This is a genomic window from Acidobacteriota bacterium (genome assembly GCA_028874215.1).
Classification (GTDB): Bacteria; Acidobacteriota; UBA6911; order RPQK01; family JAJDTT01; genus JAJDTT01.
In genome coordinates this window covers 1-25,999 of record JAPPLF010000100.1, presented here as the reverse complement: position 1 = coordinate 25,999, position 25,999 = coordinate 1, and the positions used below count along the sequence as shown (strand labels likewise).

Annotated in this window: 22 protein-coding genes; 13 read left to right on the top strand and 9 right to left on the bottom strand. The window is 64.2% G+C overall.

The features are described from left to right. Positions 1-52: 52 nt before the first annotated feature. The 3 genes from OXT71_20075 to OXT71_20065 form a co-directional block, all read right to left on the bottom strand. Positions 53-1,477, bottom strand: coding sequence for an aldehyde dehydrogenase family protein (locus OXT71_20075; GenBank protein ID MDE2928689.1), 1,425 nt, complete (start codon positions 1,475-1,477; stop codon positions 53-55). 79 nt (positions 1,478-1,556) lie between these two features. Beyond that, a complete protein-coding gene (locus OXT71_20070; protein ID MDE2928688.1) occupies positions 1,557-2,654 on the bottom strand; it encodes a hypothetical protein in 1,098 nt (365 codons plus the stop codon). 65 nt (positions 2,655-2,719) lie between these two features. Further along, on the bottom strand, positions 2,720-4,309 hold the full coding sequence (locus tag OXT71_20065; GenBank protein ID MDE2928687.1) for a thiamine pyrophosphate-binding protein: 1,590 nt from the start codon (positions 4,307-4,309) through the stop codon (positions 2,720-2,722). Between the two features lie 65 nt (positions 4,310-4,374). On the opposite strand from OXT71_20065, the gene OXT71_20060 reads away from it, so the two are divergent. The 6 genes from OXT71_20060 to OXT71_20035 are packed head-to-tail and all read left to right on the top strand — an operon-like array spanning position 4,375 to position 10,549. Beyond that, positions 4,375-4,797, top strand: a complete 423-nt coding sequence (locus tag OXT71_20060) for a cupin domain-containing protein (GenBank protein ID MDE2928686.1) — start codon at positions 4,375-4,377, stop codon at positions 4,795-4,797. Positions 4,798-4,838: 41 nt separating this feature from the next. Beyond that, on the top strand, positions 4,839-6,077 hold the full coding sequence (locus OXT71_20055; protein ID MDE2928685.1) for a PQQ-like beta-propeller repeat protein: 1,239 nt from the start codon (positions 4,839-4,841) through the stop codon (positions 6,075-6,077). A gap of 1 nt (position 6,078) precedes the next feature. After that, on the top strand, positions 6,079-7,560 hold the full coding sequence (locus tag OXT71_20050) for an Nramp family divalent metal transporter (GenBank protein ID MDE2928684.1): 1,482 nt from the start codon (positions 6,079-6,081) through the stop codon (positions 7,558-7,560). Further along, positions 7,561-8,637, top strand: a complete 1,077-nt coding sequence (locus OXT71_20045) for a mandelate racemase/muconate lactonizing enzyme family protein (GenBank protein ID MDE2928683.1) — start codon at positions 7,561-7,563, stop codon at positions 8,635-8,637. It begins immediately after the preceding gene. A gap of 38 nt (positions 8,638-8,675) precedes the next feature. Then, complete coding sequence (locus OXT71_20040; GenBank protein ID MDE2928682.1) at positions 8,676-9,740, top strand: Ldh family oxidoreductase; 1,065 nt, start codon at positions 8,676-8,678, stop codon at positions 9,738-9,740. Beyond that, entirely contained in the window at positions 9,737-10,549 is an 813-nt protein-coding gene (locus tag OXT71_20035) for a phytanoyl-CoA dioxygenase family protein (GenBank protein MDE2928681.1), read from the top strand. Before OXT71_20040 ends, OXT71_20035 begins: the two co-directional genes overlap by 4 nt. Before the next feature lie 218 nt (positions 10,550-10,767). On the opposite strand, the gene OXT71_20030 is transcribed toward OXT71_20035, so the two are convergent. From OXT71_20030 to OXT71_20020, 3 genes are read right to left on the bottom strand one after another with little or no spacing between them, the layout of a single operon-like run. After that, positions 10,768-11,061: a HigA family addiction module antitoxin gene (locus tag OXT71_20030; protein MDE2928680.1), complete on the bottom strand. Its 294-nt coding sequence runs from the start codon at positions 11,059-11,061 to the stop codon at positions 10,768-10,770. A 34-nt stretch (positions 11,062-11,095) separates the two neighbouring features. Continuing rightward, a complete protein-coding gene (locus OXT71_20025; protein ID MDE2928679.1) occupies positions 11,096-12,508 on the bottom strand; it encodes an amino acid permease in 1,413 nt (470 codons plus the stop codon). A 4-nt stretch (positions 12,509-12,512) separates the two neighbouring features. Beyond that, on the bottom strand, positions 12,513-13,562 hold the full coding sequence (locus OXT71_20020) for a carbon-nitrogen hydrolase family protein (GenBank protein ID MDE2928678.1): 1,050 nt from the start codon (positions 13,560-13,562) through the stop codon (positions 12,513-12,515). A gap of 122 nt (positions 13,563-13,684) precedes the next feature. Here OXT71_20020 and OXT71_20015 point away from each other — a divergent pair, with 122 nt between their 5' ends. From OXT71_20015 to OXT71_20005, 3 genes are all read left to right on the top strand, one after another. Then, positions 13,685-14,512 (top strand): creatininase family protein, encoded by an 828-nt coding sequence (locus tag OXT71_20015; GenBank protein MDE2928677.1) that lies wholly within the window; start codon positions 13,685-13,687, stop codon positions 14,510-14,512. 70 nt (positions 14,513-14,582) lie between these two features. Next, complete coding sequence (locus tag OXT71_20010; GenBank protein MDE2928676.1) at positions 14,583-15,215, top strand: hypothetical protein; 633 nt, start codon at positions 14,583-14,585, stop codon at positions 15,213-15,215. Then, the gene (locus tag OXT71_20005) at positions 15,170-16,036 is read left to right on the top strand and encodes a hypothetical protein (protein MDE2928675.1); all 867 of its coding nucleotides are present in this window, start codon (positions 15,170-15,172) and stop codon (positions 16,034-16,036) included. Before OXT71_20010 ends, OXT71_20005 begins: the two co-directional genes overlap by 46 nt. 5 nt (positions 16,037-16,041) lie before the next feature. Here the strand turns inward: OXT71_20005 and lon are convergent, their stop codons facing one another. Continuing rightward, complete coding sequence (lon, locus tag OXT71_20000) at positions 16,042-18,471, bottom strand: endopeptidase La (GenBank protein ID MDE2928674.1); 2,430 nt, start codon at positions 18,469-18,471, stop codon at positions 16,042-16,044. A gap of 214 nt (positions 18,472-18,685) precedes the next feature. Here lon and OXT71_19995 point away from each other — a divergent pair, with 214 nt between their 5' ends. The 4 genes from OXT71_19995 (at position 18,686) to OXT71_19980 (ending at position 24,176) form a co-directional block, all read left to right on the top strand. Beyond that, a complete protein-coding gene (locus OXT71_19995) occupies positions 18,686-19,378 on the top strand; it encodes a zinc metallopeptidase (protein MDE2928673.1) in 693 nt (230 codons plus the stop codon). Positions 19,379-19,406: 28 nt separating this feature from the next. Next, complete coding sequence (locus OXT71_19990; protein ID MDE2928672.1) at positions 19,407-19,964, top strand: isochorismatase family protein; 558 nt, start codon at positions 19,407-19,409, stop codon at positions 19,962-19,964. Positions 19,965-20,028: 64 nt separating this feature from the next. Further along, positions 20,029-22,731, top strand: a complete 2,703-nt coding sequence (locus OXT71_19985) for a UxaA family hydrolase (GenBank protein ID MDE2928671.1) — start codon at positions 20,029-20,031, stop codon at positions 22,729-22,731. 125 nt (positions 22,732-22,856) lie between these two features. Then, positions 22,857-24,176, top strand: coding sequence for an ArgE/DapE family deacylase (locus OXT71_19980; protein MDE2928670.1), 1,320 nt, complete (start codon positions 22,857-22,859; stop codon positions 24,174-24,176). Positions 24,177-24,284: 108 nt separating this feature from the next. On the opposite strand, the gene OXT71_19975 is transcribed toward OXT71_19980, so the two are convergent. Further along, positions 24,285-25,430 (bottom strand): transposase, encoded by a 1,146-nt coding sequence (locus OXT71_19975; protein ID MDE2928669.1) that lies wholly within the window; start codon positions 25,428-25,430, stop codon positions 24,285-24,287. A gap of 242 nt (positions 25,431-25,672) precedes the next feature. Then, the coding region (locus OXT71_19970; GenBank protein ID MDE2928668.1) for a transposase at positions 25,673-25,999 on the bottom strand (327 nt) is incomplete at its 5' end.

Sequence of the window (25,999 nt, the reverse complement as noted above, 5' to 3'; positions counted from 1 at the left end):
CAGTATCAGATACGTGTCCACAGACAAATTCGGTCAGGGAAGCGATGCGGGGTCAACCGGCCGCGGTCTGGAAGGCCCGGGCGCGGTAGAGGAAGTCCACCAGGTTCCCCTCGTGGGGTTGGAGCCAGTTGAGGCGGATGGTGGGGATGGGGCCCAGGTTGAGGCGGTCGATGTGGGGACAGTCCATGAGCTTCTGGCGAAAGGCGGGATCTTCCGTGATGCCGGTCACCACCAGGCTGTCTCCGATACGGTCCAGCATCTGGCTCTGGGGGCATTCCACCACGCTGGCGAAGGGGAACATGTACTCCGTATTGGCCAGCGTGGCTTCGGGAGACGGGGAATGGATCACCGTGGGCCGCAAGTAGGAGCATCGCTCACGGGAAATCAGGCGGTCGCCGTCGCGGTACCGGGCCGTCACATCCTCGATCCCGGGCTCTTGAAGTCCCTGTTCGATCCCCGAATCGATGGCTTCTCCCTGGCCCTTCACCGTGAAAGCAGCCAGTTGGGAATCGGGGTCCCTGGGATCCTTGGGCGCAATGGGTCCCAGACGCTGAGCCAGCGCGTCGGCGATTTCCCGCCCGTGGCGCGAGACCCAGATGCCGGAACAACTGATGCAACTGCGGCCGCTGTTGATCAGGACGCTGTCCACCATGAGGTCCAGATGGCGTTCCCAGTCGTCGACCTGGTCGTCTCCCAGCAGGATCTTGCTGAATCCGGGCCCGTGCACCTGGACCCGTGGATTGTTGCCGTATTGCTCGATGGTCGGGGTTCCGCCGAAGATGAGATTCCGCGTGCAGTGCTGGAGCACGGCCGCACCCACATCCCCCAACCCCGGATAGAGGGAGACGGCGTTTCGGGGGATGCCCGCCTGGAAGAAGGCCTCGCTCATCCGGTATGGGGTCCACGGCTCCTGGGGCCCCGGCTTGAGGACCAGTCCGATCTGGAGCGGAATGACGGGGAGCCAGAGACCGTGGACTCCGGGTGAGTTGGAAGGGAGCACCATGCCCAGCACCGGGGTCGTGGCCTGAAAGCTCCGGACGACACCGTTTTCCTCGCCGTAACCCGCGGTCAATATGGACAGATCGAGGCCCCGGGTCAGCGCGTCCAGAATCTGCTCCATCGAGGTCAGGACGTAGTGAAGCTTCTCCATGTTCTGGCGGCACATGTGCTCGGGCAATCCCGTGGTTGCCGACTGGTACCGCACGAACTCGCCGGGGGTCTGGCTTCCGTCGCCGGCCGGGAGCTCGGCGGACATGAACAGGTCCGCCGCCTCAGATACCCGGCGGATCAGTTCCCGGATCGGGATCTCCCGGAGCGCGTCCCGAGCCCGCTGCCCTCTTCGCATGTCCCGGGCGATCATCCCGCCGATGGCCTGGCTGACTTCCGCCAGCGGCTCACCGCTGATGAAATGCACCACCTGGTCCACGTCCAGGCTCTTATAGGGCTTGCCCCAGCGAAGAACGGGAAAATGAATCACCGAATCCCTCCCGGATTTTGATTTCCCAGTCTACTACGGTCCGATTTGATTTGGCGCCGATGATAGAGAGCGCAAATGCCTAGTAGACTCCCACCGTCGTGGTGGCGGCAAAGCGGTGAAACGGTCGAACGCCGCTCACGCCGTCCCAGGGGTATTGCGCACAGGGGGGCTCCCGCTCCCCTTCGTCCCGCTCCAGGAATTGGGGAATGAACAGCTCGGGGGTCAAGGTGGTCAACAGGACCCGGCCCGTCTCGCCGTAACCGACGACCTTCTCCGTGTCGTCGAAGTCCACGACCCGCAACACCGCCCTGGGCTGCGGCGCATAGTAGGTGATCTTGTAGTTCTCCGCCGGGTCGAAGGCCTTGGAGGCGGCCAGTCCCATGAGGGAGTTTCCGTACGTCGGCGTCATGTAGACGCCGTCCAGGAGCTCCTCCACGGCGAATCGGTACCACTGGGGCGTAAACTCCGTCCCGCCGGAGAAGATCCCGGTGATTCCGGTTTCGCGCAAACTGGTCCCCTGATCCTCCAGCCTGTCGCACAGCGCTTCCAGCAGCTTGGGAGTGGTGAACAGGCAGCGGATCTCGTGGCCGGCGGAAAGAAGGGTCATGGCCTGGTCGATCACATGCTCCTGGTAGGCCTTCAGGTGATCCGTCCACCCCTTCTTGATGAGCTTGATGACCCAGCGGGGGTCCAGGTCCACGCAAAAGCAGATTCCGCCGCGATGATGGGCCAGGTGCTCCACGGCCAGGCGCAGTCGGCGCGGGCCTGACGGGCCCAACATGAGCCAGTTGGAATTCAGGGGGAAATGCTCCGGCGGCAGCGTCTCCGAGAAAAGTTCGTAGTCCACCCGGAAGTCCCGCACGTTGACCCGGCTCTTGGGGGTCCCGGTGGTCCCTCCGGTTTCGAAGACGAAGACGGGATCCTGGGCATAGGCCCGGGGGACCCAGCGGCGTACCGGCCCGCCCCTCAGCCAATCGTCGTCGAACAGGCCGAAGCGGGAGAGGTCGTCCAGGCCCTTGACCTCCTGGCGAGGATCCCAGTCCGCCTTGCCGGCCCAGTCGAGCCAGAAGGGGCACCCCGTCTCGGGGTCGAAATGCCACTGGACCATGGCCCGGACGTGAGCGTCCAATTCGTCACGCCGGGACCTGGCCTGATCCTGCAGGGGCTCGGAACTCATGAGGGCGCAGTCTATCCCGGCCTCGAAGAGGGGGTCAAGAAACCCGCCGAGGCTCGATAAACGCCTTAGAACGCGGGGGCTTTCACGCCCTCGACGGCGACGTTCACACAAGCCGGGAGGCCGGAATCGAGAGCTCGTTCCAACGCCGGTTCCAACTGGTCCGGTTCCGGCACCCACTCCCCGTGGCCGCCCAGGGCTTCTACCGCCTGGTCGTATCGAGTCGGGAGAAGCTCGCAGGCCACGGTCCGCTCGGGCCCGTAGTGGTCCAGTTGCAACTGGTATTCCGCATTCCAGCGAGCATCGTTGCCGACGATGGCCACGACGGGGAGCCGGTAACGCAGGGCCGTATCGAATTCCAGGGCGTGATATCCGAAGGTCCCGTCTCCCAGGAAGGCGAAGACCGGTTGTCCGGGCCGGGCCAACCGGCCAGCGAGCGCCATGGGGATCGCGCTTCCGATGGCGCCCGACGGCCCGTTGATCAGGTTCACTCGGGAGTCCAGTCCGGCCTGTGCCCACTGACCGAACTCCCCTCCATCGCTCACCACCACGGCGGTGTCGGTCAGGAACGGACGGAGGCCTTCGCAGACGCGGAGAGGATGGATCGGACTCTGCGCGCCACCCCGCCAATCTTCCCACTCGGCAGGCGTTTCGGAACGGGCCGACTCGACGGCGCGGCGCCACGAATCGAAAGCGGAGCCGTTTCCGCGCCACCGGCGAGCCAGTTGCAGCGCTGCCGTGGCCGGATCGGCCCCCAGGCTCAGCACGGTTTTCGGGTGATCCGGAGCCGGGTGCCCCGGCGCGGCGATTTGGACGAACCTGCAATCGGCTGCGAAGGGAGACCCTCCGAAACGGAGGGCGAAATCCAGGTCCTTCCCCAGCAGCACCACCAGGTCGGCGCGGCCGAACAACCGGGACGCCCCGTAGAGTCGAGGGTCGTTGACGCCCCGGGGACTCTCCATCTTGAGGGCCGGGGCGCCGCAGGCGCGGGCGAGTTCCCTCACCGTTTGCCACCGAAGCGGCCGCGACATGGCAGCGCCGGCCAGCAGGAGAGGCCGCCGAGCTCCGGCCAGAAGGCGCAGGACCTGCTCAGCGTCTTCCTGCGCAATGGATTCCGGCGGGTTCCGCTTCCGGGGAGGCCTGTCAGCCGCTTCCGCTGTTGCGGCCAGGACGTCGCTGGGAATGCTGAGGTGAACCGGGCCCGGCCTCCCCGAGCTGGCCAGAGCCAAAGCCTCGTCCAGGGCGGCCGCCGCCCGTTCCGGGCCATCGACCCGCCAAGAGGCCTTGGTCACGGGAGCCGCGATTGCCACCTGGTCCATCTCCTGGAAGGCTCCCTTCCCCAATTGGCTTAAGGGCGAGTGTCCACTGATGAGGACCAGAGGCGACTCGGCCTGGAGCGCCACGTAGAGGGCGCCGATAGAGTTGCAGTGGCCTGGTCCCGCTGTCACCACAGCGACCCCAGCAGTTTCCTGCAACCGGCCCCAGGCATCGGCCATGTGCACGGCGGCTGCCTCGTGGCGGGTGTGGATCAGTTTCAGATCCCGGCCGATGGTGGCGTCGTAGAGGGAGAGGATCTGGTTCCCTGACAGGGTGAAGAGATGGCGCACCCCACGTTCCAACAGGCAGTCGACCAGGTTCCCGGCAGCGGTTTGAGACATGTCGTGGATTCTTTTCCAGCGGCGGGTCGGCTACAATCCCAGCATTCGAACAGGAGCCGAAACCCATGCCCATAGTAGAACACCGCAGCCTGCCCGAGAAGCCGTGGAGACCCAACTACCGGAGCTATGACATCACCCGCGACGGTGATGGAACCACCACCAGCAGCGTATCCTGGGCTCTGGTGGGAACAGGTGCGGGGGCGCCGCTGCACTTTCACGAGGCCGAGGAGTTCATTGTGGTTCAGGAGGGGACCCTGGAGTTTCGCCTGGGTTCGGAGACGCATCGCGTCGGTCCCGAACATACGGTGGTCGTACCCGCACGCACCCCCCACGGATTCATCAACCCCGGTCCCGGCACGGCCCGGATCCTCGCCTTCTTCCCGGTCAAGGACCCCTTCCTGGGGACCACCTATCTGGAAGGAGACCCGCCAGCGTCCCATCGAGGCCGATCCAGGGTCCGACATGATTCTCCCGGAGGTGGATCTTGAACGCTCGGCCGCGGTCGAGAGAAATGAATTGGAGAGAAGAAATGATGAGCAGGAGCAGAGTCCTTCTGGCACTGACGTTCTGGGCGCCGCTGGCCCTTCCCATGTCGGCGGCGGAACTGGCGGCCGCCGACTGGCCCCAATGGCGTGGTCCGGCCCGCGACGGAATCTCCCGGGAGCAGGGGATCATCACCGCGTGGTCCCAGCCCGGTCCTCCCCTGGTCTGGAAAGTGGAAGGGGGCGAGGGCTTTTCCTCCATCTCCGTCTCCCAGGGACGCCTCTACACCATGGTCGACCGGGACGACGAGGAGTGGGTCGTGTGCCTGGACACGGGCACCGGACTGGAACTCTGGAAGGCGCTCTCGGCGGCTTCGTACAAGGAATACCAAGGGGGCAACGGCGCCCGCTCGACACCCACCGTCGACGGCCCGCGAGTCTATGCCCTGGGGGCGACGGGAACCTTGCTCTGCCTGGACAAGCGCTCGGGAAGGGTGATCTGGAAACGGGAGATCCTGGAGGAGATGGGTGCGGAGAACCTGATCTGGGGCGTTTCCACCTCTCCCCTGGTGGAAGAGAACATGCTCCTGGTGAACGTGGGAGCTCCCGGAGCCTCCGTCGTTGCCTTCGACAAAGAGTCGGGGAAGGTGATCTGGAAGGCGCTGGACGAGGTGGCCAGCTATTCCTCCCCCATCGCCATCACGGTCGGCGGAATCCGGGAAGTCGTCTTCTTCGGAGGACGCGCCATCATGGGCCTGTCACCGGGAGACGGGAAGCTCCATTGGAAGCATGAGTGGCGGACCACGTCGGACATGAACATCGCCACGCCGATTTTCGCCAATCCGTACCTGTTCATCTCCTCCGGACGCGGAACCGGAAGCGGCCTCCTGCGTCTGACCCCGAAAGGCGACAGCGTGGAGTCCAAGTTCGTCTGGACCACGGAGATCATGCAGAACCACTACAACGGGTGCGTGCTGGTGGGAGAATACCTTTACGGGTTCGACAACTCGGTCCTCAAGTGCATGCGGCTGACGGACGGGGAGGTCCTCTGGGCCCATCGGAGCGTGGGCAAAGGTTCCCTGATCGCGGCGCAGGGCCACCTCATCGTCCTGGGGGAACAGGGCCACATCGCCATGGTTCAGGCCACACCGGAAGGGTACCGGCAGACGGGCATGAAAAAGATTCTCCAGCACCGCGCCTGGACTCCGCCGGCGTTGGCCGGGGGACGGCTCTACGCCCGCGACCATCACCACATCGCCTGCCTGGACCTGAGGAAGCGGCGCTGACGTGATTCGGCCCGAGTCGGACCCGCACGTCTATCCCTCCCCGCCGTCGCTGCTGCAGCGTCCGACCCTCTCCTCGCTCTGGGTCTTCGTGGGCCCCGGCGTCATCATCGCCTCGGTGACCATCGCCAGCGGCGAGCTGGTCTTCGCCTCCCGGAGCGGCGCCATCTTCGGCTATGGAATGCTCTGGTGCTTTCTCTACGCCGGCATCTTCAAGGGGATCCAGGTCTACACCGCCTCCCGGCACATCGTCCTGACCGGAGAGCATCCCATGACCACCTGGTGCTCCATGCCGGTGGTGGGAATGGCGTTTCCGCTGCTCATCGTCCTCCCCGCGGTCATGCTCATGCTGGTGGGGTTCTCGGCCCTTCCCGAGATCCTGGCGACCTTCATTCATCGGCTCATGGGAGGAGCCGTGGAGGGGGCAGGCATCGGCCCCTGGCAACACCTGGAATTCTGGCTCAATGTCTGGGCCACGGTGGTCCTGACCGCCTGCCTGATCCTGGCGCTGATCTCCACCTACGACATCGTGGAGCGCCTCTCCACCGTGATCCTGGGGATCATGGTGCTGTGCATCGCTTCGGCTGTGGTGATCCTGGGGCCCAACATTCCTGACCTGTTCCAAGGGCTCTTTCTCCCTCGGGTCAGCGACTACCAGCCCTGGGTCCTGGAGAAATATTCCCAGACATTCTCCGGACGCAGTCCCTGGCTGGAGGTCTTGCTCTACATCGGTGCGGTGGGAGGAGGCAGCCAGGACTACGTGGGGTACATCGGCTTCCTTCGGGAGAAGAAATGGGGACTGGCGGGGATTCGTGTCGCCGGCAGCCGGGAACTGGCCGAGGCGGCTCGGAACTCCGCCTCGGAGGTGGTCGAGCGGGCCCGTATCTGGACCCGGGCTCCTCTGCTGGACACCACCCTCTCCTTCACCTTCGTCATCCTGGTGACCTTGCTCTTCGCCATCCTGGGATCCATGGTGCTGAACCCGAACCGGGCGATTCCCGACGGGAGCGAGTTCCTGACCGTGCAGGAGTCCTTCCTGACCACCCTGCATCCCCAACTCAAGTGGCTCTACCGGGTGGGCGTCTTCCTGGCCTTCATCGGGACCCTCTACGGGGCTTTCGAGGTCTACTCCCGCGTCATCTCCGAAGGAGTGCGCAGCATCTTTCCCCGTTTCGTGGAGCGCCCCTTTTTCAAGTCCCTGAGAACGGTGACCATCATCTACTGCTTTCTGGGCGGATTGCTGCTGGTCTGGCTCCCCAAGGAGATCGCCGGCGACGTGCTCGGGCGCGTCACCTTCACGGGAGTGATCAGCGGCGGAATTGCCGCCTGCGGACTCTGGTGCTTCGCCATGATCTGGGCCGACCGCTACCGGCTGCCGCCCCCGCTGCGCATGAGCTGGAAGCTCCGGCTGGCCACCGCCGTTGCCGGCGCCGTCATGTTCTCCCTGGGAGTCCGTGTCATCGTCTCCTACTTTCAAGGAAATTGAATGAAGCTGAAACAGTACGAAATCCACAGAGTCCATCTCCCGCTGCCCCACCCCATCGGCGATTCCCAGGTCCGCTTCGTGGATCACCGGGGAACGATTCTGGAGTTGGAGACCGACACCGGCCTGCGGGGAGTCGGTTTTCAGGTCCAGCAGGGGATGCCTACGGCCGCCCTGAAGGAACTGAAGGAACAATTCGAGTTCCAGACCTGGCCTGGCCTCCTGGGAGCGAACCCCTTCACCCTTGCCAATCGCATCGAGCGGCCCCGGGGCGGAAACGTCGGCGCCTCTCCCTTCGCCCTCGTTGTGGAGACGGCGCTCTGGGACCTGATGGCCAAGCACCTGGATCTCCCCCTGTACCGGCTGCTGGGAGGGACCCGGACCCGGGTTCGGGCCTACGGGAGCACCCTGGACTTCCATCTGACGGACGACGAGTTCCGGGCCAAGCTGATCCGGTTCCGGGAGCAGGGATTCAAGGCCATGAAGATCAAGGTGGGCCACCCCGACGTGGAGTGGGACCTGGCCCGGATGGCCATCGCCCGCCAGGTGATGGGGCCCGAACCGGACCTCATGATCGATTCCAACGAGGCCTGGTCACCCAAGGAGGCCCTGTTGCGGCTTCACCGCTACCGCGACGAGGGGTTCGAGATCTACTGGATGGAGGACCCCATCGACCGCAACGATCTGGACGGCTACCGGATGCTCTGTGCCGAGATTCCCTTCACCCGGATCAACACCGGGGAATACCTGGGCTTCTCCGGGAAGCGGCGCCTGCTGGAGGCCGCCGCCGTGGACGTGCTGAACGTGCATACGTCCATCTCCGAATCGCGGACGGCCGCCCGGCTGGCGGGCGACTACGGGATTCCCGTCGCCCTGGGAAACACTCCGCTGGAGACCGGGGTCCACGCGGCCGTTAGTTTTCCCGAGTGCCTCTACATGGAGTTCTCCGATCTGATGTGGAACGTCCTGGCCCAGGAGCCGATCCGCTTCGAAGACGGCCATGCCATCGCGCCCGATCGGCCGGGCCACGGCCTGGAGCTCGACCGGGATGCTCTGGCCCACTACTCGGTCCCGGGCTAGATTCCGGCCCGCCGGGGGACCCTGCCAGAGGGGGACAGGTGCCTCGATTTCAACCTGAAGCTCTGAGCCGAATCCTGCAACGCATCCTGGTAGCGGCGGGGGCGACTCCGGCGGAGGCCGAAACCGTTGCCTCGCTGGGGATCGACGCCCATCTGTCGGGCCACGATTCTCACGGCACACTTTCTCTATTGGGCTACGTGAACAAGGTCTCCAATGGAGAGATCGTCCCCGGGGCGCAGGTGGAGGTGATTCGGGAGACCGCCTCGACACTGGTCCTGGACGGGAACTGGGGCTTCGGACACGTGGTGGTCCGGGAGGCCACGCTCCGAGGCATCCGGAAGGCTCGGAAAGCCGGCACCTGCGTGGTCAGCGTGCGCCACTGCAACCATCTGGGCCGCCTCAGCGACTACCTGAGAATGGTCACCGGCGAGGGCATGGCGGCAATCATGATGGCCAACGCCCACGGTCAGCGCGGGTTGGCCGCAGCCTTCGGCGGGATCGATCCCCGCCTCTCCACCAATCCCATGGGGGTCGGCGTGCCCACGGGCGGGACACCGCTGATCCTGGACATGACCACCACCGTCGCCGCCGGCGGAAAGGTAGCTCTGGCGCATAATCTGGGGGAACCGGTTCCCGACGGCTGGCTCATCGACAGCCGCGGGCGCGCCACCAACGATCCGGGCGTGATCCTGGAAGACCCTCCCGGTTCCCTGCTTCCCCTGGGGGGGCCGGCGGGATACAAGGGATTCGGCCTCGGGCTCGCGGTAGAGGCTCTGGCCGGAGCCCTGAGCGGCGCCGGCTGCACCGACTGGGACCGGATCCGGGGAGGGAACGCCGTCTTTCTCAACGTCATCAACGTGGCCAGCTTCGCCCGCCCGGAGAAATTTCACGCCCAAATGCAGGGGTTCCTGGAACGAATCAAGGCGTCCCCCAGGGCTCCCGGATTCGACGAGATTCGGATTCCGGGGGAGCGGGAAGCCAGGGAGCGGCAAAGGCGGAGACGGGAAGGCATCGTCCTTCCAGAGGCCACCTGGCGCGAAGTTCTGGCAGTGGCCGATGATCTGGGCCTGGACCTGGAAAACCATGAGGATGAATCGCCATGACACAAGAGACGGAACAAATCGTCCGGCAAGCGCTCATGCACCTGGATCTGCAGGGCTTTTACGTCTTGGAGGACGTCATTCCCGCGGACCGGGTCGGAGGGATCTGCCGACACGTGGAGGAGACGGTAGCCCGGCACGGAACCGGAGAGAACATCCAGGGACTGGGCAGCCGAAAGGGACTCCTTGCCTTCGACCAGTCGTTCGCGCCCTACCTGGCCGACCCGCGCCTCCTGGGGGTGGCCGAGTCCCTCTTCGGACCCCACTACCGGATCTCCTTCACCACCGCCCACATCAGCTATCCGGGAAACCAAAGGGGGAAGCTCCACGCCGACTGGCCCTTCAATCAACTCAACGCGGGTCACATCCCCGCCCCCTACGCCGACGCGGTGCAGCACCTGACCACGCTCTGGATGCTCTCCCCCTTCACCGAGGAGACGGGAGCCACCATCATCGTGCCGGGCAGCCACCGCCACCCCAACAACCCCACCGGCGACATCGGGGTCGACCCCATGGCAACTTTTCCTAGCGAGATCCGGGCCACCGGCGACGCGGGCAGCGTCCTGCTTTTCGACAGCCGGCTTTGGCACGCCATCTCCCACAACGTGAGCGACAAGGCGCGCGTGGGCATGGCCGTGCGGTTCGCGCCCTGGTGGTTGAATCTCGACGTCCTGATGCCGGGTTCCGTGGAGCGAACCCGGATGGTGGACGAGACCGGAATCATGGACAACGTCGTCGTTCCCGTGCCCCAGCACGTCTACGACGGATTGCCGGAGAACGTGAAGCCGCTCTTTCGCCACTGGGTTGCATGAGGAGAAGTACCGATGGCGACTCAGCACACCCGAGTGGGACGCGAGGTGGAAGAGGCCTTGGAAGAGGTACTTACCCACGTGCGTGGTGAAACACCGCTTCCTTGTCGAATCGTCGAAGATCCGGCTGCGGAGCATGTCAGGCGCAAGGGACAGGCGCAAGGGACAGTCACGTTCCCGTCCCCCAAACGGTCCGCTCGCTGATCACCGTAGTCCTGATCTCAGACGGGATGCGGCTCGTAGCGCTCAACCTTGATCCGGTCCTGGGTACGGCGTGCTTGGGCGAGAGTGCAGGTGGCCTGCAACCTCATCCAGTGGTCCGCCGTGGACCATCCGAGCTGCTCAAGACGGATGGCCATTTCGGCAGAAATACCCGCCTTCTCATTGACCAGATTGCTCGGAGTCTGACGCCTCACACGGAGAAGTTCGGCTGCCCGGGTCACGGTCAGTTCCAGGGGATCGATACAATCCTGCCGGACAATGCGGCCCGGATGGGGTGGATTCTTCATTGGCAGGGCTGTCTCCTACTTGGCTTCAGTGGTAGTCAAGTCAGCGGCGACTCCGGCGCAAGATCCAGTAGACAGGAATTCCCGTGCTGATGAGGACGACGCCCGCGCTGGCCTCGAAGGGTTTTCCCAGGTACACCTGGGTCAGGAACCAGAAGTAGAAGCAAAGATAGAGCACCGGAACGACGGGATACCCCCAGGTTCGGTAAGGCCGGTTCCAGTTGGGCCGCTTTCGGCGCAGGACGAAGAGTGCGGCCGCGGCCAGGACGTAGAAGATGCTGTTGGCGAAGATGATGAAGTCGGTGAGGATCTGGAAGATGGTCTTCTCTCCCGACCAGCCCAGGAATTCGATGAGCAGGCCGGAGACGATCACCAGGAGCGACGCCATACCAGCCTGCACGATGATGGCGACGAAGGGAGTCCGGTAGGCGGCGTGGACCGTTCCCAAGACGGGCGCCAGGAGGCGGTCCCGGCCCAGGGCGAACGGGACCCGCGTGGACAGAAGCAGATTGCTATTGATCCCTCCGAAGGTGCTGCACATGACGACGGCCGCCATGGCCGCGGCGCCGAACGGCCCCAGCAGGGCCGCCACCATGGTCTCGGCCGCGTGGGGTCCCGCCGCGGCCATCTCGTCCATCGAGAGCACCCCGTGATAGGCGATATTGGCCGAGACGTAGAGCACGATCAGCACACCGACGCCGCCGATCATGGCCCTGGGAATGTTGCGTTCCGGGTCCCGGACCTCCTCGGCCACCGGCGTGATCCCGTGCCAGCCGTTGTAGGCCCACATGACCGAGAGCAGCACCAGGCCGAAGCGGGTCCCACCCGCCATGTCGCCTGAGGGCTCCACTCTGGAGCTGTAGTTGGCCCAGTCGATCCCGGTCTCGGTGATCGGGGCCATGAGAAACGGCAGCAGCGCCACCAGGCCCAGGAACGAGGCCTTGACCAGAGTCGTGCCCCCCTGCACCCATCCACCCCAGAGGACGCCCCGGATGTTGACCCAGGTCAAAAGCAGGATGAGGCCCAGGGCAAGGAGGATGGTCTCCAGTTGAGTCAGGGTCCTGCCCATGGTGAGACCGAGAGCGCCCGCGAAGGCCACCGACAGGGCGCCGATGCTGGCGGGGCGGTTGAAGAGAAACTCGTTCCAACTGAAGAGGAAGCCGGCGGGTTTTCCGTAGGCCTCCTTGAGAAAGGCGTACAGGCCCCCGGTGCGGGGCAGCATGGCGGCCAGCTCCGAAAAGCAGAGGGCGCCCAGGACACAGACGGCCCCGCCCACAAGCCAGGCCGACAGGATCAGGCGGAAGTCGCCGGCTTCGGCGGCGATGCTTCCCGGTTTCAGGAAGATTCCCGAACCGATGACGTTTCCCACCACGATGGCCAGAGCCATGCCCGGTCCCAGGGCCCGGCGCAGGCTCGGCGCGGAGGGTTCGTGATCTTTCGCGGACGGGGTCGGCACCGGCTTACTTGGAGGTGCTGATGTCCTGGCGGTGCTTGGCCCTCTGCGACTCGGCCCAAGCCGTGGGATAGCCCTCGTCGTCATACCAGCGCACCGGTTCGTACGACTTCAGGAGGGGTCCGTACAGATCGGGCCGGCGTTTGATCATGGAGCCCCGGTCCAGTCCCCGGGGGACCTCCCATGGGGTCACCCGGCCGATGCTCACCATCTCGTTCTCGTACTTCTCCAGGCGCACGTCGCCGCGGGGACTGATGATGGCCGCGCTCCAGGTGTTGGCGATGATGATCCAGCAACCGTTCTCACGGGCGTACCGGGCCATTCTCTTGGTGTTTTCGGGTCCTCCCCCTCCGTCCATGGGGAGAAAGACCGTTTCCACTCCCTGGACTCCCAGGGTCCGGATGTTCTCGGGAACCGTGCGGTCCATGCAGATGAGGAAGCCGATTCGTCCCAGCGGCGTATCGAACGGCTTCAACTCACGTCCCGGCGTGATGTAGGACTCGCCCCCCACGTGGATCTTGCTGTATTTGGCCAGGATTTCCCCTTGGGGATCGGTCATGACCAGGCTGTTGAACATCTCCTGCCCCGACCGTTCCAGGAACCCGAAGACCAGGTAGATTCCCAGCTCCCGGGAGAGCCGCCGCGCCCGCACGATGTACGGCCCGTCGGGCACGCTCTGGGCCACCTCCATCATCCGCTCCCGCGTCACGTCGGGAGCGGCGTAGCAGACGTAACCGTCCAGGACCGCCTCGGGCGCCACCACCACTTCCGCTCCCCTGCGGGCGGCCTCCCGGACGTACGACTCGAGGCGTCCGTAGTTGTATTCCAATTCCCAGGGCTTGGCGTCCATGGTGACGATGCCGATCTTGGTGTAGACGATGGGTCCGGACCGGGTCTTGTTGGGAAGAGGTTTCACATCCGCGGCCGCAGCCGGTGCGGGAGCGCTGGCCTGGACGATTCCAGGCTCGGTCCGGGGGGACTGCTCCTGTGAGGTGCATCCGAACATGGCCAGGGGAAACAAGGAGAAGAACGGAAGCCGGGCGCTCGAGTTGGTCATGGGGATCCTCCACTGTTCGTTCGCACCCAGTCTACTACGACGGTGAAGAAACGACTCTTGATACCGAGTCCTGTCCGGTGGTGGAATCCGGTATTGGGCATCTGAATCGGAAGGAGGACGAGATGAAATATCGATTTGCCGAGATGATCTGGTATGAGATCAAGGAAGCGGCCGACTGCGACCGGGTTGCGGTCCTGCCGGTGGCGACTTATGAGGACCATGGCCCCCACCTCCCGGTGGACGTTGACGTTCGACTCTGCACCGAGATCTGCGAGCGGGCCGTGGCCAGAATCCCCGATGAGGCGGTCCTGGCGCCCGCCGTCACCCACGGCTACAGCCCCCACCACATGGATTTTCACGGGACCCTGACCATCGATTGGGACGTCTTCATCCGCTACGTGAAGAACGTCTGCAGCAGCCTGGCCCACCACGGATTCCGGAGGATCCTCATCGTCAACGGCCACGGATCCAACACCTCCCCCCTGGACCTGGCGGCCCGGCTCACCATCCTGGAGCACGAAGGCCGCATCCTTTGCGCTTCGGTGAATCACTGGGGCCTGGGCAAGGTCAAGGAAGTGGGCCGGGAAATCAGGGAGTCGGACTTCGGCGGAACTTCCCACGCCTGTGAGTTCGAGACCTCTCTCTATCTGGCGCTCAAGCCCGAGCTGGTGCAGATGGAGAAAGCCGTCGACGAGCGCTCCCCCATGTCGTCCAGCTTTCGGTTCGACCTGCTGTCGGGCGGCATCGCCGGAAGCGCCTCCGCCAACCTGATGCCCTACTGGAGCGCTCTCACGCCCAGCGGCGTCATGGGTGACGCCACACTGGCGACGCTGGAGAAGGGAGAGAAGTTCCTGGAAGCGGCCGTGCAGGGCCTGGTCGACCTGACCCTGGAGCTGAAGTCCAATCCCATTCCCACTCGGCGGGACCAGCACTCTCCGAATCGCAGCTAACGGTCTTGCAACCGCGATTTACCGGAATCCGGCCCTTTGCTATGCTCCGGAAGATCCAAGGAGGTGCCACATGGTGCGAGTTTTCACTCTCTTGTCCCTGATCGGCCTGATCGTCGGCAACGCAACAGCGCCGCTGGAGGCGGAGGGCCACGAACCATTGCAGTTGGGGTCCCGGCTGGAACTGTTCGTCGACGACTTCCTGATCGAACGGACCAAGGGGTTGACGAAGCGCCTTCATGCTCCCGTTTCGGCGGGCAAGTTTCTGGAGCTCAACAAGCCCTGGGAGGGCAACACCTGCTTTTACACCACCGTGTTCCGGGACGGCGACCGCTATCTCATGTACTACCGGGGCAGCAGCGACCCCACGGCGACGCCTCCCTCCATGCTGGAAGCGGGTGAGGAAGTGATCCCGAAACATCCCGAGTTCGGGTGTGTCCTGGTGAGTTCCGACGGAATTCGCTGGGAACGCCCCTCCGTCGGCATCCACGAGTTCAACGGCTCCCGGGACAACAACATCGTCTGGACCGGCAGGGCACTCACAACCTGGCGCCAATGCTCGACCCCAAACCGGGAGTCCCGGAAGCGGAACGCTTCAAGGCCCTGTGCGGAGGCCCCCTGCTGGCTCTCAAGTCAGCGGACGGATTCCGTTGGGAGAAGATGCAGGAAGAGCCGGTCATCAGCGACGGAGCCTTCGATTCCCTGAACATCCCGGTCTGGGATCACGCGCGGGGCCGTTATCTGGCCATCTACCGCGACTTTACCGAAGGCGTCCGCACCATCAAGATCGCCGAGTCCGACGACTTCCTGAACTGGACCCCCGGAGAATGGGGCGATTTCGGGGACGCGCCGCTGGAGCACCTCTACACCAACGGCACGGCCCCGTACATCCGGGCTCCCCATATCTTCCTGGGCTTCCCCAAGCGTTTTCATCCCTGGCGCAACCACTACCCCGACTCTCCCCGGCCAGGTATTTCGGATGTGGTGCTCATGTCCAGCCGTGACGGCTATCACTGGCACCGCTTCCTGGAAGCTTTCGTCCGGCCCGGCCGGGACCCCAGAAACTGGCTCAACCGGAACAATCTCCTGGCTGCGGGGACGGTGGCCACCGCTCCCGACGAACTCTCCCTCTACATGCTTCGCAACTACAAGGCCCCCAGCATCTACCTGGAGCGGATGGTGCTGCGCACCGACGGTTTCGTCTCCATGCACGCGGGTCATGGGGGCGGCGAGTTCGTGACCAGGCCCCTGGTCTTCGAAGGCTCCAACCTAGTGCTGAACTTCGCCACTTCGGCTGCCGGAAGCATTCACGTGGAGATCCAGGACGCCCAGGGACAGGCCCTTGCCAGTTTCGGCTTGGAGGAGTCTCCCTTGATCTGGGGAGACGAGATCGAGTATTTCGTCCGCTGGGAACGCGACCTGGCCGCCACGACTTCCGACAATCCCCTGAGGCGGATCGCCGGAAAGCCCGTGAAACTGCGGTTCGTGATGAAGGACGCGGACCTCTACTCCATCCGGTTCCGCTAACCTGCTCAGCCCTGAAACGCGACCCGGAACACCTCTTCGTATTCCCGGGCGAAGTGCACCTCCAGGCCCTCCTTCAGATAGTCGGGAAGGTCCCGGAAGCCCTTCTCGTTCTCCTCGGGAAAGACGAGCGTCCTGCATCCCGCCCGCCGCGCGGCGATGACCTTCTCCTTGACTCCGCCGATGGGCAGCACCCGGCCGGTCAGGGTCAACTCTCCCGTCATGGCCAGTCCCTTGCGGACCGTCCGGCCGGTGGCCATGGAGATCAGTGCCGTGGCCATGGTGATTCCGGCCGAGGGACCGTCCTTGGGCGTGGCGCCCGCGGGGACGTGGAGATGGATGAAGTGGCGGTCGAAGTAACCGGCCTCGCCCCCGAACGCCGCCGCGTGGGCCCTCACGTAGGAGTAGGCCAATTCCGAGCTCTCCACCATCACGTCGCCCAGTTGACCCGTCTGCTTGAACCCCTTGTTCTTGGCGGCGACGGCGCTGGCCTCCACCTGTAGCGTTGCTCCGCCCCGGCTCGTCCATGCCAGTCCGGTCACGACGCCGGGCGCCGAGTCGAAGATCTCGTCTCCCTCGTAGAGGGGATGCCCCAGGTAGGCCTCCACGTGCCTTTTCAGGACCACGACGGGTCCGTCGCCATTCTCGGAGAGAGTCACGGCCGCCCGGCGCATGATCTTCTTGATCTGGTTCTCGAGGCCGCGCACTCCGGCTTCCCGGGCATAGTGGTCGATGATGCGGGCCAGAGCCAGCTTATGGATCCTGAGCTGCCCCTTCTTGAGACCGTGGTGCTCCAGGTTCTTGGGAATCAGAAAACGCCGCGCGATCTCCAGTTTCTCCTCCAGGATATAGCCTGAAAGGCGGATCACCTCCATTCGATCCAGGAGAGGACCGGGAATGGTGTCGATCTGGTTGGCGGTGGTCACGAAAAGGACGTGGGAGAGATCGAAGGGCACGTCCAGGTAGTGGTCCCGGAAGGACTCGTTCTGCTCCGGGTCCAGGACCTCCAGCAGCGCGGACGCCGGGTCGCCGTGGAAGGAGGCGCCCACCTTGTCGATCTCGTCCAGCATGATGACCGGATTCGAGGTTCCCGCCGTCTTCATGGCCTGGATGAACTTCCCCGGAAGGGCCCCGATGTAGGTCCGGCGGTGCCCCTTGATCTCCGCCTCGTCCCGCATCCCCCCCAGGGAGAAACGGTAGAACTTCCGGTTCAGCGCCGCGGCAATGCTCCGTCCGATGGAGGTCTTTCCCACCCCGGGCGGACCCACCAGGCAGATGATGGAGCCGGTGATGCCGCCCTTCATCCGGCCCACGGCCACGAACTCCAGGATCCTCTCCTTGACGTCCTCCAGGCCGTAGTGGTCCCGGTTCAGGACCCGCCTGGCCCGCTTCAGATTGAACGAGTCCTTGCTGAACCGGCCCCACGGGAGGATGGTGAGCCAGTCCAGATAGTTTCGGGTCAACGCGTACTCGGGAGAGGCGGCCTCCAGCAACTGAAATTTCCGGATCTCGTCCTCGATGGCATCTTCCGCCTCCTCGTTCAGCTGCAACCGGCGCAACCGGCGCTGGAACTTCTCGACCTCGGTGTCCTTCCCCTCCTTCTCCAGGCCCAGCTCCTTCTTGATGGCCTTCAATTCCTCCCGCAGGAAGAACTCCCTCTGCTGGCTGGAGATCTTCTTCTCGATCTGCTTGGTGATCTTGTTCTGGAGGCGGGTCAGGTCCAGTTCCTTCCGCAGCAGGACCAGGGTCCGGTCGATGCGCCGGCGGACGTCCAGAGTCTCCAGGATCTTCTGCAGTTCCTGGCCGCTGGCCGTGGTCAGACTGGCGGAGAAGTCGGCCAGCCGGCCCGGGTCGTCCAGGGTGGAGCGGCTCAGGAACATGCGGATCGCTTCCGACTGGAGGGGATTCAGCTTGATCAGTTCCTTGAGCGTGGCGACGATGGCCATGGAGTAGGCCTTGAGCTCCGGATTGACCGACAGCCCCGGCGCCGGATGGTATTCCACCCGGGCCACCATCCCGGCCGGGATCGACCGGACGTCCCGGATCTCGAACCGCTCGATGCAGTTCATCACCAGATGGGCCCCCTCGTGGTCCTCGGACTGACCCGCCTGGACGATCTTGGCCGCCACACCCATTCGATGGAGATTCTCGGGAGAGCTCTTGCCTTCGGGATCGCGAACCAGAACCAGCCCCAAGGTCTTGTTCGAGGCTTCGATGGCATGCTCCACCAGCCGCAACTGGTCGCCTCCCAACTCCATGGGGACCGGCAGGCCGGGGAAGAAGGGACGGACCGCCATGGGAAAGATGGGGATCTCTTCCGGCAGGAGCTCCGAGACCAGGACCAGTCCCTCGCCGTCCCCGTGCTCCGGGCCGGCCGCCTCTCCGGGCGGCTGCTGGAATTCTTCCGACTTGATCTCGGACTCGGGATGATCGTCCATAAGCCTCTCTGAGGAAACCGTTTCTCAACTACTTACGTATAATATCCTACCGGCCGGATTGCATACGCCGGATCGGCTTCCCGCAATCGAGCCGGGTTCACCGGACCCGGTTTCCACCCGCTACGGGCCGGGTGGACGGGGCGCGGGAAATACGGGATAGTAGCGGGAGCGGATGCCGGCGCGGTCGGTAATCCATCCCGATGGAGGTGAATCCATGTTCTTCGATCCGCTTTATCTGCTCATGATTCTGCCGGCCCTGGGCCTTTCCCTGTGGGCCAGCTTCAAGACCAAATCGGCTTTCAACAAATACTCAAAAGTCCTGTCCATGCGAGGACTCAGCGGGGCCCAGGCGGCTCGGCATCTACTCAACTACGCCGGCATCAGCGACGTAAAGATCGTGCAGACGTCGGGAATGTTGTCGGATCACTACAATCCCACGAACAAGACCCTGGCGCTGTCCGAGAGCGTCTACCGCTCCTCTTCGGTGGCCGCCATCGGCGTGGCCTGCCACGAAGCCGGCCATGCCATCCAGCACGCCGAAGGCTACGGACCTCTCTGGCTCCGGTCGATCCTGGTTCCGACGGCCAACATCGGGTCGTCGGTGGGGTATATCGTCATGCTGGTGGGCCTTTTCATGGCCAGCCAGAATATGGTCCTGGTGGGAGCGATCCTCTTTTCCGCCGTCCTGGCCTTCCAGATCGTGACCCTTCCCGTGGAGTTCGATGCGTCGGCCCGGGCCAAGAGGCTCGCCGTGGAACAGGGCATCGTCACCGCTCAGGAGCGGCGCGGCGTGGACCGCGTCCTCAACGCGGCCGCCCTGACCTATGTGGCCGCCGCCGTCTCCACCTTGATGACCCTGCTCTACTTCCTGCTTCGAGCCGGGCTGTTGGGAGGCCGTGACGACTGAGGCGCTCCGGCCGCGGCCCGAAATAGCCATGAAGCGCCACCCGCAGATTCTGAACCGGGCTCACACGGCCCTGCTGGTCGTGGACGTCCAGACCAGGCTGACCAAAGCGGTCCGAAACGGGCAGGCGATGGTCGCCGAAGTCGTCAAGCTGGTCCGCGGATTCCGGATCCTGGGCCTTCCCATCTTCGTTACCGAACAATACCCCAAGGGACTGGGACATACCGAGCCCGGTATCCTGGAGGCGCTCGGCGGAAACTCCGCCGTCGTGAAGGCCACCTTCAGTTGCTGCGGGGCCCCGGACCTGGTCTCCGGCATCCGGAGCCGGGGAATCCGGCAGATCCTGGTTTCGGGGACGGAGGCGCACGTTTGCGTTCAGCAAACGGCCCTGGATCTGCTTTCCCGGGATTTTCAGGTCCAGTTGGCCGTCGACGCCGTCGCATCCCGCAAGGAGTTGGACTACCGGACGGCGCTGGACCGCATGGCACGGTCGGGGGTGATCCTGACCAGTGTCGAGTCGGCTCTGTTCGAGCTCCTGGAAGTCTCGGGCACCGCCGAATTCAAGCAGGTGGCTTCCCTCATCAAGTAGGGAAGCGTTCCGGCGGCGCGTAACCGCCGCGAACGAAGCGCCTAAACGTCGTTTACTGGAGACGATGCCACACTACCGGTTCCAGGAGATCGGAAGACTCCCCGCCCCCGAGGACAACGTCGCCATCGCCATCCGCACCCTGCCTCCGGGGACCCGGATCGAATACCAGGGCGGCGATCTGGTTCTGGATCACACCGTCATGGAGGGGCATCGATTCGCCGTCTCTCCCATCGCCGAGGGGGAAGCGCTTCTGTCGTGGGGATTTCCCTTCGGATTCGCCTGCCGGAACATCGCTCCCGGAAATTACGTTTGCAATCGAAGGGCCGTGGAGGCTCTTTCGGGACGGAACCTGGATATCTCCCTGCCCGAGGCTCCCAATTTCACCGATCGCATCGACCCCTACCTTATGGACGAGGCAGGATTCGAGCCGGGCCTCCGGACACCCCGCGATCTTCCGGTCGGGACCTTCCCGGGCTACGAGAGGTCTCCGGACCGAGGCGTCGGGACCCGCAACTACGTGGTGATCCTGGGGACTTCCTCCCGCACCGGGAGCTTCGCCCGGGTCCTGGCCGAACGTCTCAAGGGGGAAGCCGAACCCTTGGAAAACGTGGACGGCATCGTTGCCGTGGCCCACACCGAGGGGGGACAGGATACGGAGCCCAACAACCTGGAACTGGTTCTTTCCACCCTCTCGGGATTCGTGGTCCATCCCAACGTGGGAGCCGTGCTCTGCGTGGACCGGGGCACCGAAGCCGTGACCAACGACCGCCTGAGACGGCACCTGCTGCGAAACGGCTTCCCCCTCGGAGACGTCCCGCATCATTTCCTGACCCTGAAAGACAGCTTCCGCGACGAATTGAGCCGGAGCGAGCGAATCGTGCGGGACTGGCTTCCCCGGGTCGACTCCTGCCGGCGGACGCCTCAGCCGATGACGAACCTCCGGTTGGCTCTCCAGTGCGGCGGTTCGGACGCCTTCTCCGGCATATCCGCCAACCCTCTCTCGGGCTGGGTCGCCAGGGAGCTTCTGCGTCAGGGCGGATCGGCCAATCTGGCCGAGACCGACGAGCTTATCGGAGCCGAAGCCTACGTCCTCCAAAACGTCCGCGACCTGGAGACGGCGCGGGCTTTCCTGTCCAAGGTGGCCGATTTCAAGGAAAGGGTCGCGTGGCACGGTGAGTCGGCTCAGGGCAACCCCTCCGGCGGCAACATCCTCCGAGGGCTCTACAACATCGTGATCAAGTCCCTGGGAGCCGCCACCAAGCGCCACGCGCACGTGCGGCTCGATTACGTCATCGACTACGCCCAGCGGATGACGGAACCCGGGTACTACTTCATGGACAGTCCCGGAAACGACCTGGAAAGCCTCGCCGGTCAAGTGTCCTCGGGAGCCAATCTCATCTTCTTCACCACCGGCAACGGATCGGTCACCAACTTCCCCTTCGTCCCCACCATCAAGATCGTCACCACGAGCGGACGATTCCGTCTCCTTTCCCGGGACATGGATTTCAATGCCGGCGCCTACTTGGAAGGGACGCCCCTCGAGGATCTGGGACGGGCACTGTTCGACCTGACTCTGCAGGTGGCCTCGGGTCGCCGGAGCGTCGGCGAGAAGGCGGGCCATTCCCAGGTCTCGCTCTGGCGAAACTGGCAGCAGACCGACGGCTCCAACCTGGTCCGTCTCCAGAATGCGCGGCGGCCCTGCGTCGACGTCCCGATTCGGCTCAAGCCCCCCGATTCCGGTTCTCGGCTCCGGTTCGACGGAATCCGGACTCCCGGAGGTTGGGTCACCCATCAGATCGGACTGATCCTTCCCACCAGTCTCTGCTCCAGCCAGATTGCCCGTCTCCTCGCCCAGCGGCTCACCCACCGACAGGCCGGAGGGGACAGCGCGGTTTCCCGGTTCGTGGCCCTCCCTCACACCGAAGGCTGCGGTTGCTCGGGAGGTCAGACGCGTCAACTCTACTCGCGCACCCTCCTGGGCCATCTGACCCATCCCACGGTCGCGGCCGGCCTTTTTCTGGAGCACGGTTGCGAGGCGACCCACAACGACTACATGACCGGCCAACTGACCCGAATGGGCGGCGACGTCGAGGACTACGGCAAGGCCAGCATCCAGTTGGACGGGGGGATCGAGAAGGTCGGACACCGGGTGGAATCCTGGTTTCAGCGTGCGCTCTCGGGCCGGTCCGCTCCCCGGCGGCAAGCCGTGGGGGTGGAATCGTTGAGGATGGCGGTCCTGACTTCGGGCCGCCCGGCCGAGGCTGCCTGCCGGACTCTGAGCAGTCTCGTGCAGCGCTTTGTCCACGCCGGGGCCACGATCGTGATCCCGGAGGGGGACATCCTGATGGAGAGCCCGGCATGGCGGGAGATCCTCGTGGAACCGGACCCGTTGGCGCCCACGCTCCTCTTCGGGGAGAAAACGCGCGCGTCGGGCCTGCAGATCATGGAAGCCGCTACCGATCACGGAGTCGAGCTACTGACCGGTCTTGGGGCCACAGGAGCGGAGATCCTCCTGGCATGGGTCGGCCGGGAACCCCTGCCGGGTCACGTCATGGTCCCGACGCTGCAGGTTTCCAATGCCGGCAGCATGGCCGGGAACCGGGGACAGGACCTGGATCTGATGCTCACCGGGCCCCCCGATTCGTGGGAGGACAGGTTGTCGGCGCTGGTTCTGGACCTGGCTTCGGGAAGATACAGCCCGGTTCTTCAGAGCCAGGGAAACGTGGACTTTCAGATCACGCGGGGGCCCCTCGGGGTTTCTCTGTAAGGCGCGATCACAGGTCCGGCGATCCGGTCCCCGAGGGCTTGACCGGGCTTCGGTGAGCCCATAGCATCCAGACCGCCAAATCAACTTCCAGTTTTCGGGCAGACAGGACCATCAAGGAGTCACTCATGACGGAACTCACGGCCAAGGTGTTCGAGACCATCGACGGCATGCGGGACGAGATCGTCGAGAAGATCAGCGAAGTCGTCCGGATTCCCAGCATCAATCCCAAGTATCCGGGAGTGGTCGCGGAAGAGGTCTTGGGAGGGGAGACCAATGCCAACCAGGTCGTGTCCGAGCTCTACCGGACCATCGGCTGCGAAGTGGACGTCTGGGAAGCGGAGGCCCGCCGGGCCAACGCCGTGGGAGTCCTCCAGGGAACCGGCGGGGGGAAGTCCCTCATCTTCAACGGCCACATCGATACCGTACCCACCGGACGGCCGGAAGACTGGAGATGGTCGGACCCCTTCAGCGGCAAGGTGGACGGCGGGAAAATCTACGGCCGCGGTTCCTGCGACATGAAGGGACCGGTGGTGAGCCAGGCCATGGCGGCCCTGGCCCTGCAAAGGCTCGGGATCCGGCTCAAGGGGGATCTGCTCCTGGAGAGCGTGGTGGGCGAAGAGGTGATGGACCACGAGGCGGGCGTCACGGCCACGGTTCGAAGAGGCTACCGGGCGGATGCGGCCGTGGTCTCCGAGGCCTCGGCTCCGGTGCGGCCCCTGGCCATCGTTCCCATCAGTCCGGGACTCCTCTGGATGGCGGTCACCTGCCGCGGCAAGTCGAGTCACGCCTCCACCCGGGCGGAGACCTTCCGGGCCGGCGGCTTCGGTGCCAGCGTGGCCGTCAACGCCATCGACAAGGGCATGTTCATCTTCGAATGCCTCCGCAAGCTGGAGGACGAGTGGGGTCTCACCAAGATCCACGACCTCTTCAAGCCGGGCCATTTCACTCTCCATCCCGGAGTGGTCATGGGCGCACCCCACGGCGTCGGAGTCCCCTTCTTCATTTCCGAGTACTGCACCATCGAATACGCCATCTGGTACCACCCGGAACAGTCGGAGGAAGAGGTGAAGCGGGAGGTGGAAAAACAGATCCATCACGCCGCCCAGTTGGACGAGTGGCTCCGCGAGAACCCCCCGGAAGTGGAGTGGAAGCTGCATTGGCCACCCTTCTCGGTGGACCGGGAGCATCCCATCTGCAAGGCCATGGCCGCGGCCCATGAAACCGCCGCCCGGGGCACGCCCTTCGAGGGGCCCGCCGCTATGCAGGGATTCTACGCCGTGTGCGACGCGGCGTTCCTGAGCGCCAAGGGCATTCCCAGCCTGGTCTACGGCCCCGGGAGCCTGCTCCAGGCCCACGCCGTGGACGAGTTCCTGGACATCTCGGAGTTGATGGTCGCCACCAAGGCCTATGCCCAAGTGGCCATGGACTGGTGCGGAGTCGCCTGAGGCGGCCGCGCAACGAGCGGTCAGAATCCCGCTGCCTGCTTTGACGGGCCGGCGCGGCACCGCAACCGCAAGGTCTTCAGGGCGACCATTCTTCTCAAGTTTTGGGGCTTATATACCTGACTTGACATCAGTACACAGTTCCGGCGCCACGCTCGACCCGGTGGCCCACGTTTCGGCGCCCAGGGCAAGAACCCCCGCCCTGAGGATGTTCAGGGCCGCATTGTGGTCCCTGTCCATTCTGAGATCACAGGCCGAGCAGCGATACGTCTCGCTCCTCCCAGGTCGATTCCTGGCGCCACACCGGTGACAGTCCTGCGACGTGTATTTCGGGTCCACTTCTACGAACTCCCGACCGGCCCATTCTGCCTTGTATTGGAGTTGATTCCGCAGCAGCCCCCATTGCTGTGAGAGCAGCTCTCGATTCAGACCCTTCCGTTTCAGGCCCTTCGTCGACATCTCCTTGATGTCCAACTTCTCTGCCGCAATCAGTCCGTTCTTGCGGACGATCTCGGTAGTCTGCCGGTGACAGTCATTCCGGTTGCGGACAACTTCCCGGTACCGCATTCCCGCCAACTGGCGGACTCTCTTCTTCCTCCGGTTCGAACCCCGCCGGCACCGGGCAATCCTTCTCTGTTGCCGCCGGATCTCCGCCCAGTCCCGAGTGTTGCGTTCGATTCGCTCACCGGTGGACAAAACCGCCCGCTTGCGGACCCCCAGGTCGATTCCGACCGCCGAGGTGCACTTCGGCAGCGGCTGCTTCTCGACTTCATAAGTCAGATCCACGTACAGGCGATTCGGCTTGCGGACGATCCGCAACGCCTTCAGTTCACCATCGGGCAAGGGCCGGGTCGGGAACAACCGAATCGTCGGAAAGCCCTTGGGACGGACTGCGTAGCCACGGGCGCGCTTCTTCACCATCGTCGTCTTAGCATCGACGATATCGATCGTCTCCATCCGGGAGATCGGTCGGAACCGGGGATATCCAGGATTCTCGCCCGCCTTGCAGCGCCGGAAAAAGGCCTGGAAGGCTCGCTCCAGGCGAAATAACATCCCTCTTTCGGCCTTGACGGCAATGGCCCCGAGCCCGTCCGGGTCGTTTCTCCGCTGCTGCGTCAAACCCCGCAACTGGTCATACAGAGTCACGGACTTCTCTTCCTTCTCCCAGGCGTACTTTCGCTCCTCCAGAGCGGAGTTGTAGAGGCGGTTCAAAACCGACCGGATCCAATCCAGCCGCCGAAGCCCAGCCTTGGACATCTTGGCTCGGCACTGAAGTGTTGTGTGAAACATTACAGATTGGATGGAAACACATCTGTATGACGTTCTGTCAAGTTAGGGAAGGTCTGAACAAGTCGATTCAGGTGACGTGAGAGCCGTTATTGTTTCGGTTTTTCGGTGTCCAAACCTTCATTTTGAGGATTACCACCCGGGCAAGGCTCTCGGCACCCCCATTCTCAGACAGATTCCCCAAATCTGGACGCACCTCTCCCGCGCCCGGATCAGGCGTTCACGCCAGAGCGCTCGGCAATCATCAGATTGGCGAGTCCCACCAGCAGATTGATTCGTTGGGTGTTTTTCGCCAGCCCCCGGTAGCGCACCTTGGCGTAGCCGAAATGCCGTTTCAGGTACCCGAACACATGTTCTGCCTTCGCCCGTACCGATGCCTTGCGCCGCTCGGCCAACGCCGCCTCACTCTCCGGCGGCAGCCGCCAACGCTTCCCGGGCTTCATCATCACCAGCCAATCTACCGGCCGATCTCGATTCTCTGTCTGCTTCTGCACTCCCTGGTATCCGGAATCCCCCCAAACTTGCGACTCCGAGCCGTG

Coding starts and splice junctions, on each gene's coding strand:
- OXT71_20070 (MDE2928688.1), bottom strand. CDS start 2,654: ATGAGTTCCGAGCCCCTGCAGGATCAGGCCAGGTCCCGGCGTGACGAA.
- OXT71_20065 (MDE2928687.1), bottom strand. CDS start 4,309: ATGTCTCAAACCGCTGCCGGGAACCTGGTCGACTGCCTGTTGGAACGT.
- OXT71_20060 (MDE2928686.1), top strand. CDS start 4,375: ATGCCCATAGTAGAACACCGCAGCCTGCCCGAGAAGCCGTGGAGACCC.
- OXT71_20055 (MDE2928685.1), top strand. CDS start 4,839: ATGATGAGCAGGAGCAGAGTCCTTCTGGCACTGACGTTCTGGGCGCCG.
- OXT71_20045 (MDE2928683.1), top strand. CDS start 7,561: ATGAAGCTGAAACAGTACGAAATCCACAGAGTCCATCTCCCGCTGCCC.
- OXT71_20035 (MDE2928681.1), top strand. CDS start 9,737: ATGACACAAGAGACGGAACAAATCGTCCGGCAAGCGCTCATGCACCTG.
- OXT71_20020 (MDE2928678.1), bottom strand. CDS start 13,562: ATGACCAACTCGAGCGCCCGGCTTCCGTTCTTCTCCTTGTTTCCCCTG.
- OXT71_20015 (MDE2928677.1), top strand. CDS start 13,685: ATGAAATATCGATTTGCCGAGATGATCTGGTATGAGATCAAGGAAGCG.
- OXT71_20010 (MDE2928676.1), top strand. CDS start 14,583: ATGGTGCGAGTTTTCACTCTCTTGTCCCTGATCGGCCTGATCGTCGGC.
- OXT71_20005 (MDE2928675.1), top strand. CDS start 15,170: ATGCAGGAAGAGCCGGTCATCAGCGACGGAGCCTTCGATTCCCTGAAC.
- lon (MDE2928674.1), bottom strand. CDS start 18,471: ATGGACGATCATCCCGAGTCCGAGATCAAGTCGGAAGAATTCCAGCAG.
- OXT71_19995 (MDE2928673.1), top strand. CDS start 18,686: ATGTTCTTCGATCCGCTTTATCTGCTCATGATTCTGCCGGCCCTGGGC.
- OXT71_19990 (MDE2928672.1), top strand. CDS start 19,407: ATGAAGCGCCACCCGCAGATTCTGAACCGGGCTCACACGGCCCTGCTG.
- OXT71_19985 (MDE2928671.1), top strand. CDS start 20,029: ATGCCACACTACCGGTTCCAGGAGATCGGAAGACTCCCCGCCCCCGAG.
- OXT71_19980 (MDE2928670.1), top strand. CDS start 22,857: ATGACGGAACTCACGGCCAAGGTGTTCGAGACCATCGACGGCATGCGG.
- OXT71_19975 (MDE2928669.1), bottom strand. CDS start 25,430: ATGTCCAAGGCTGGGCTTCGGCGGCTGGATTGGATCCGGTCGGTTTTG.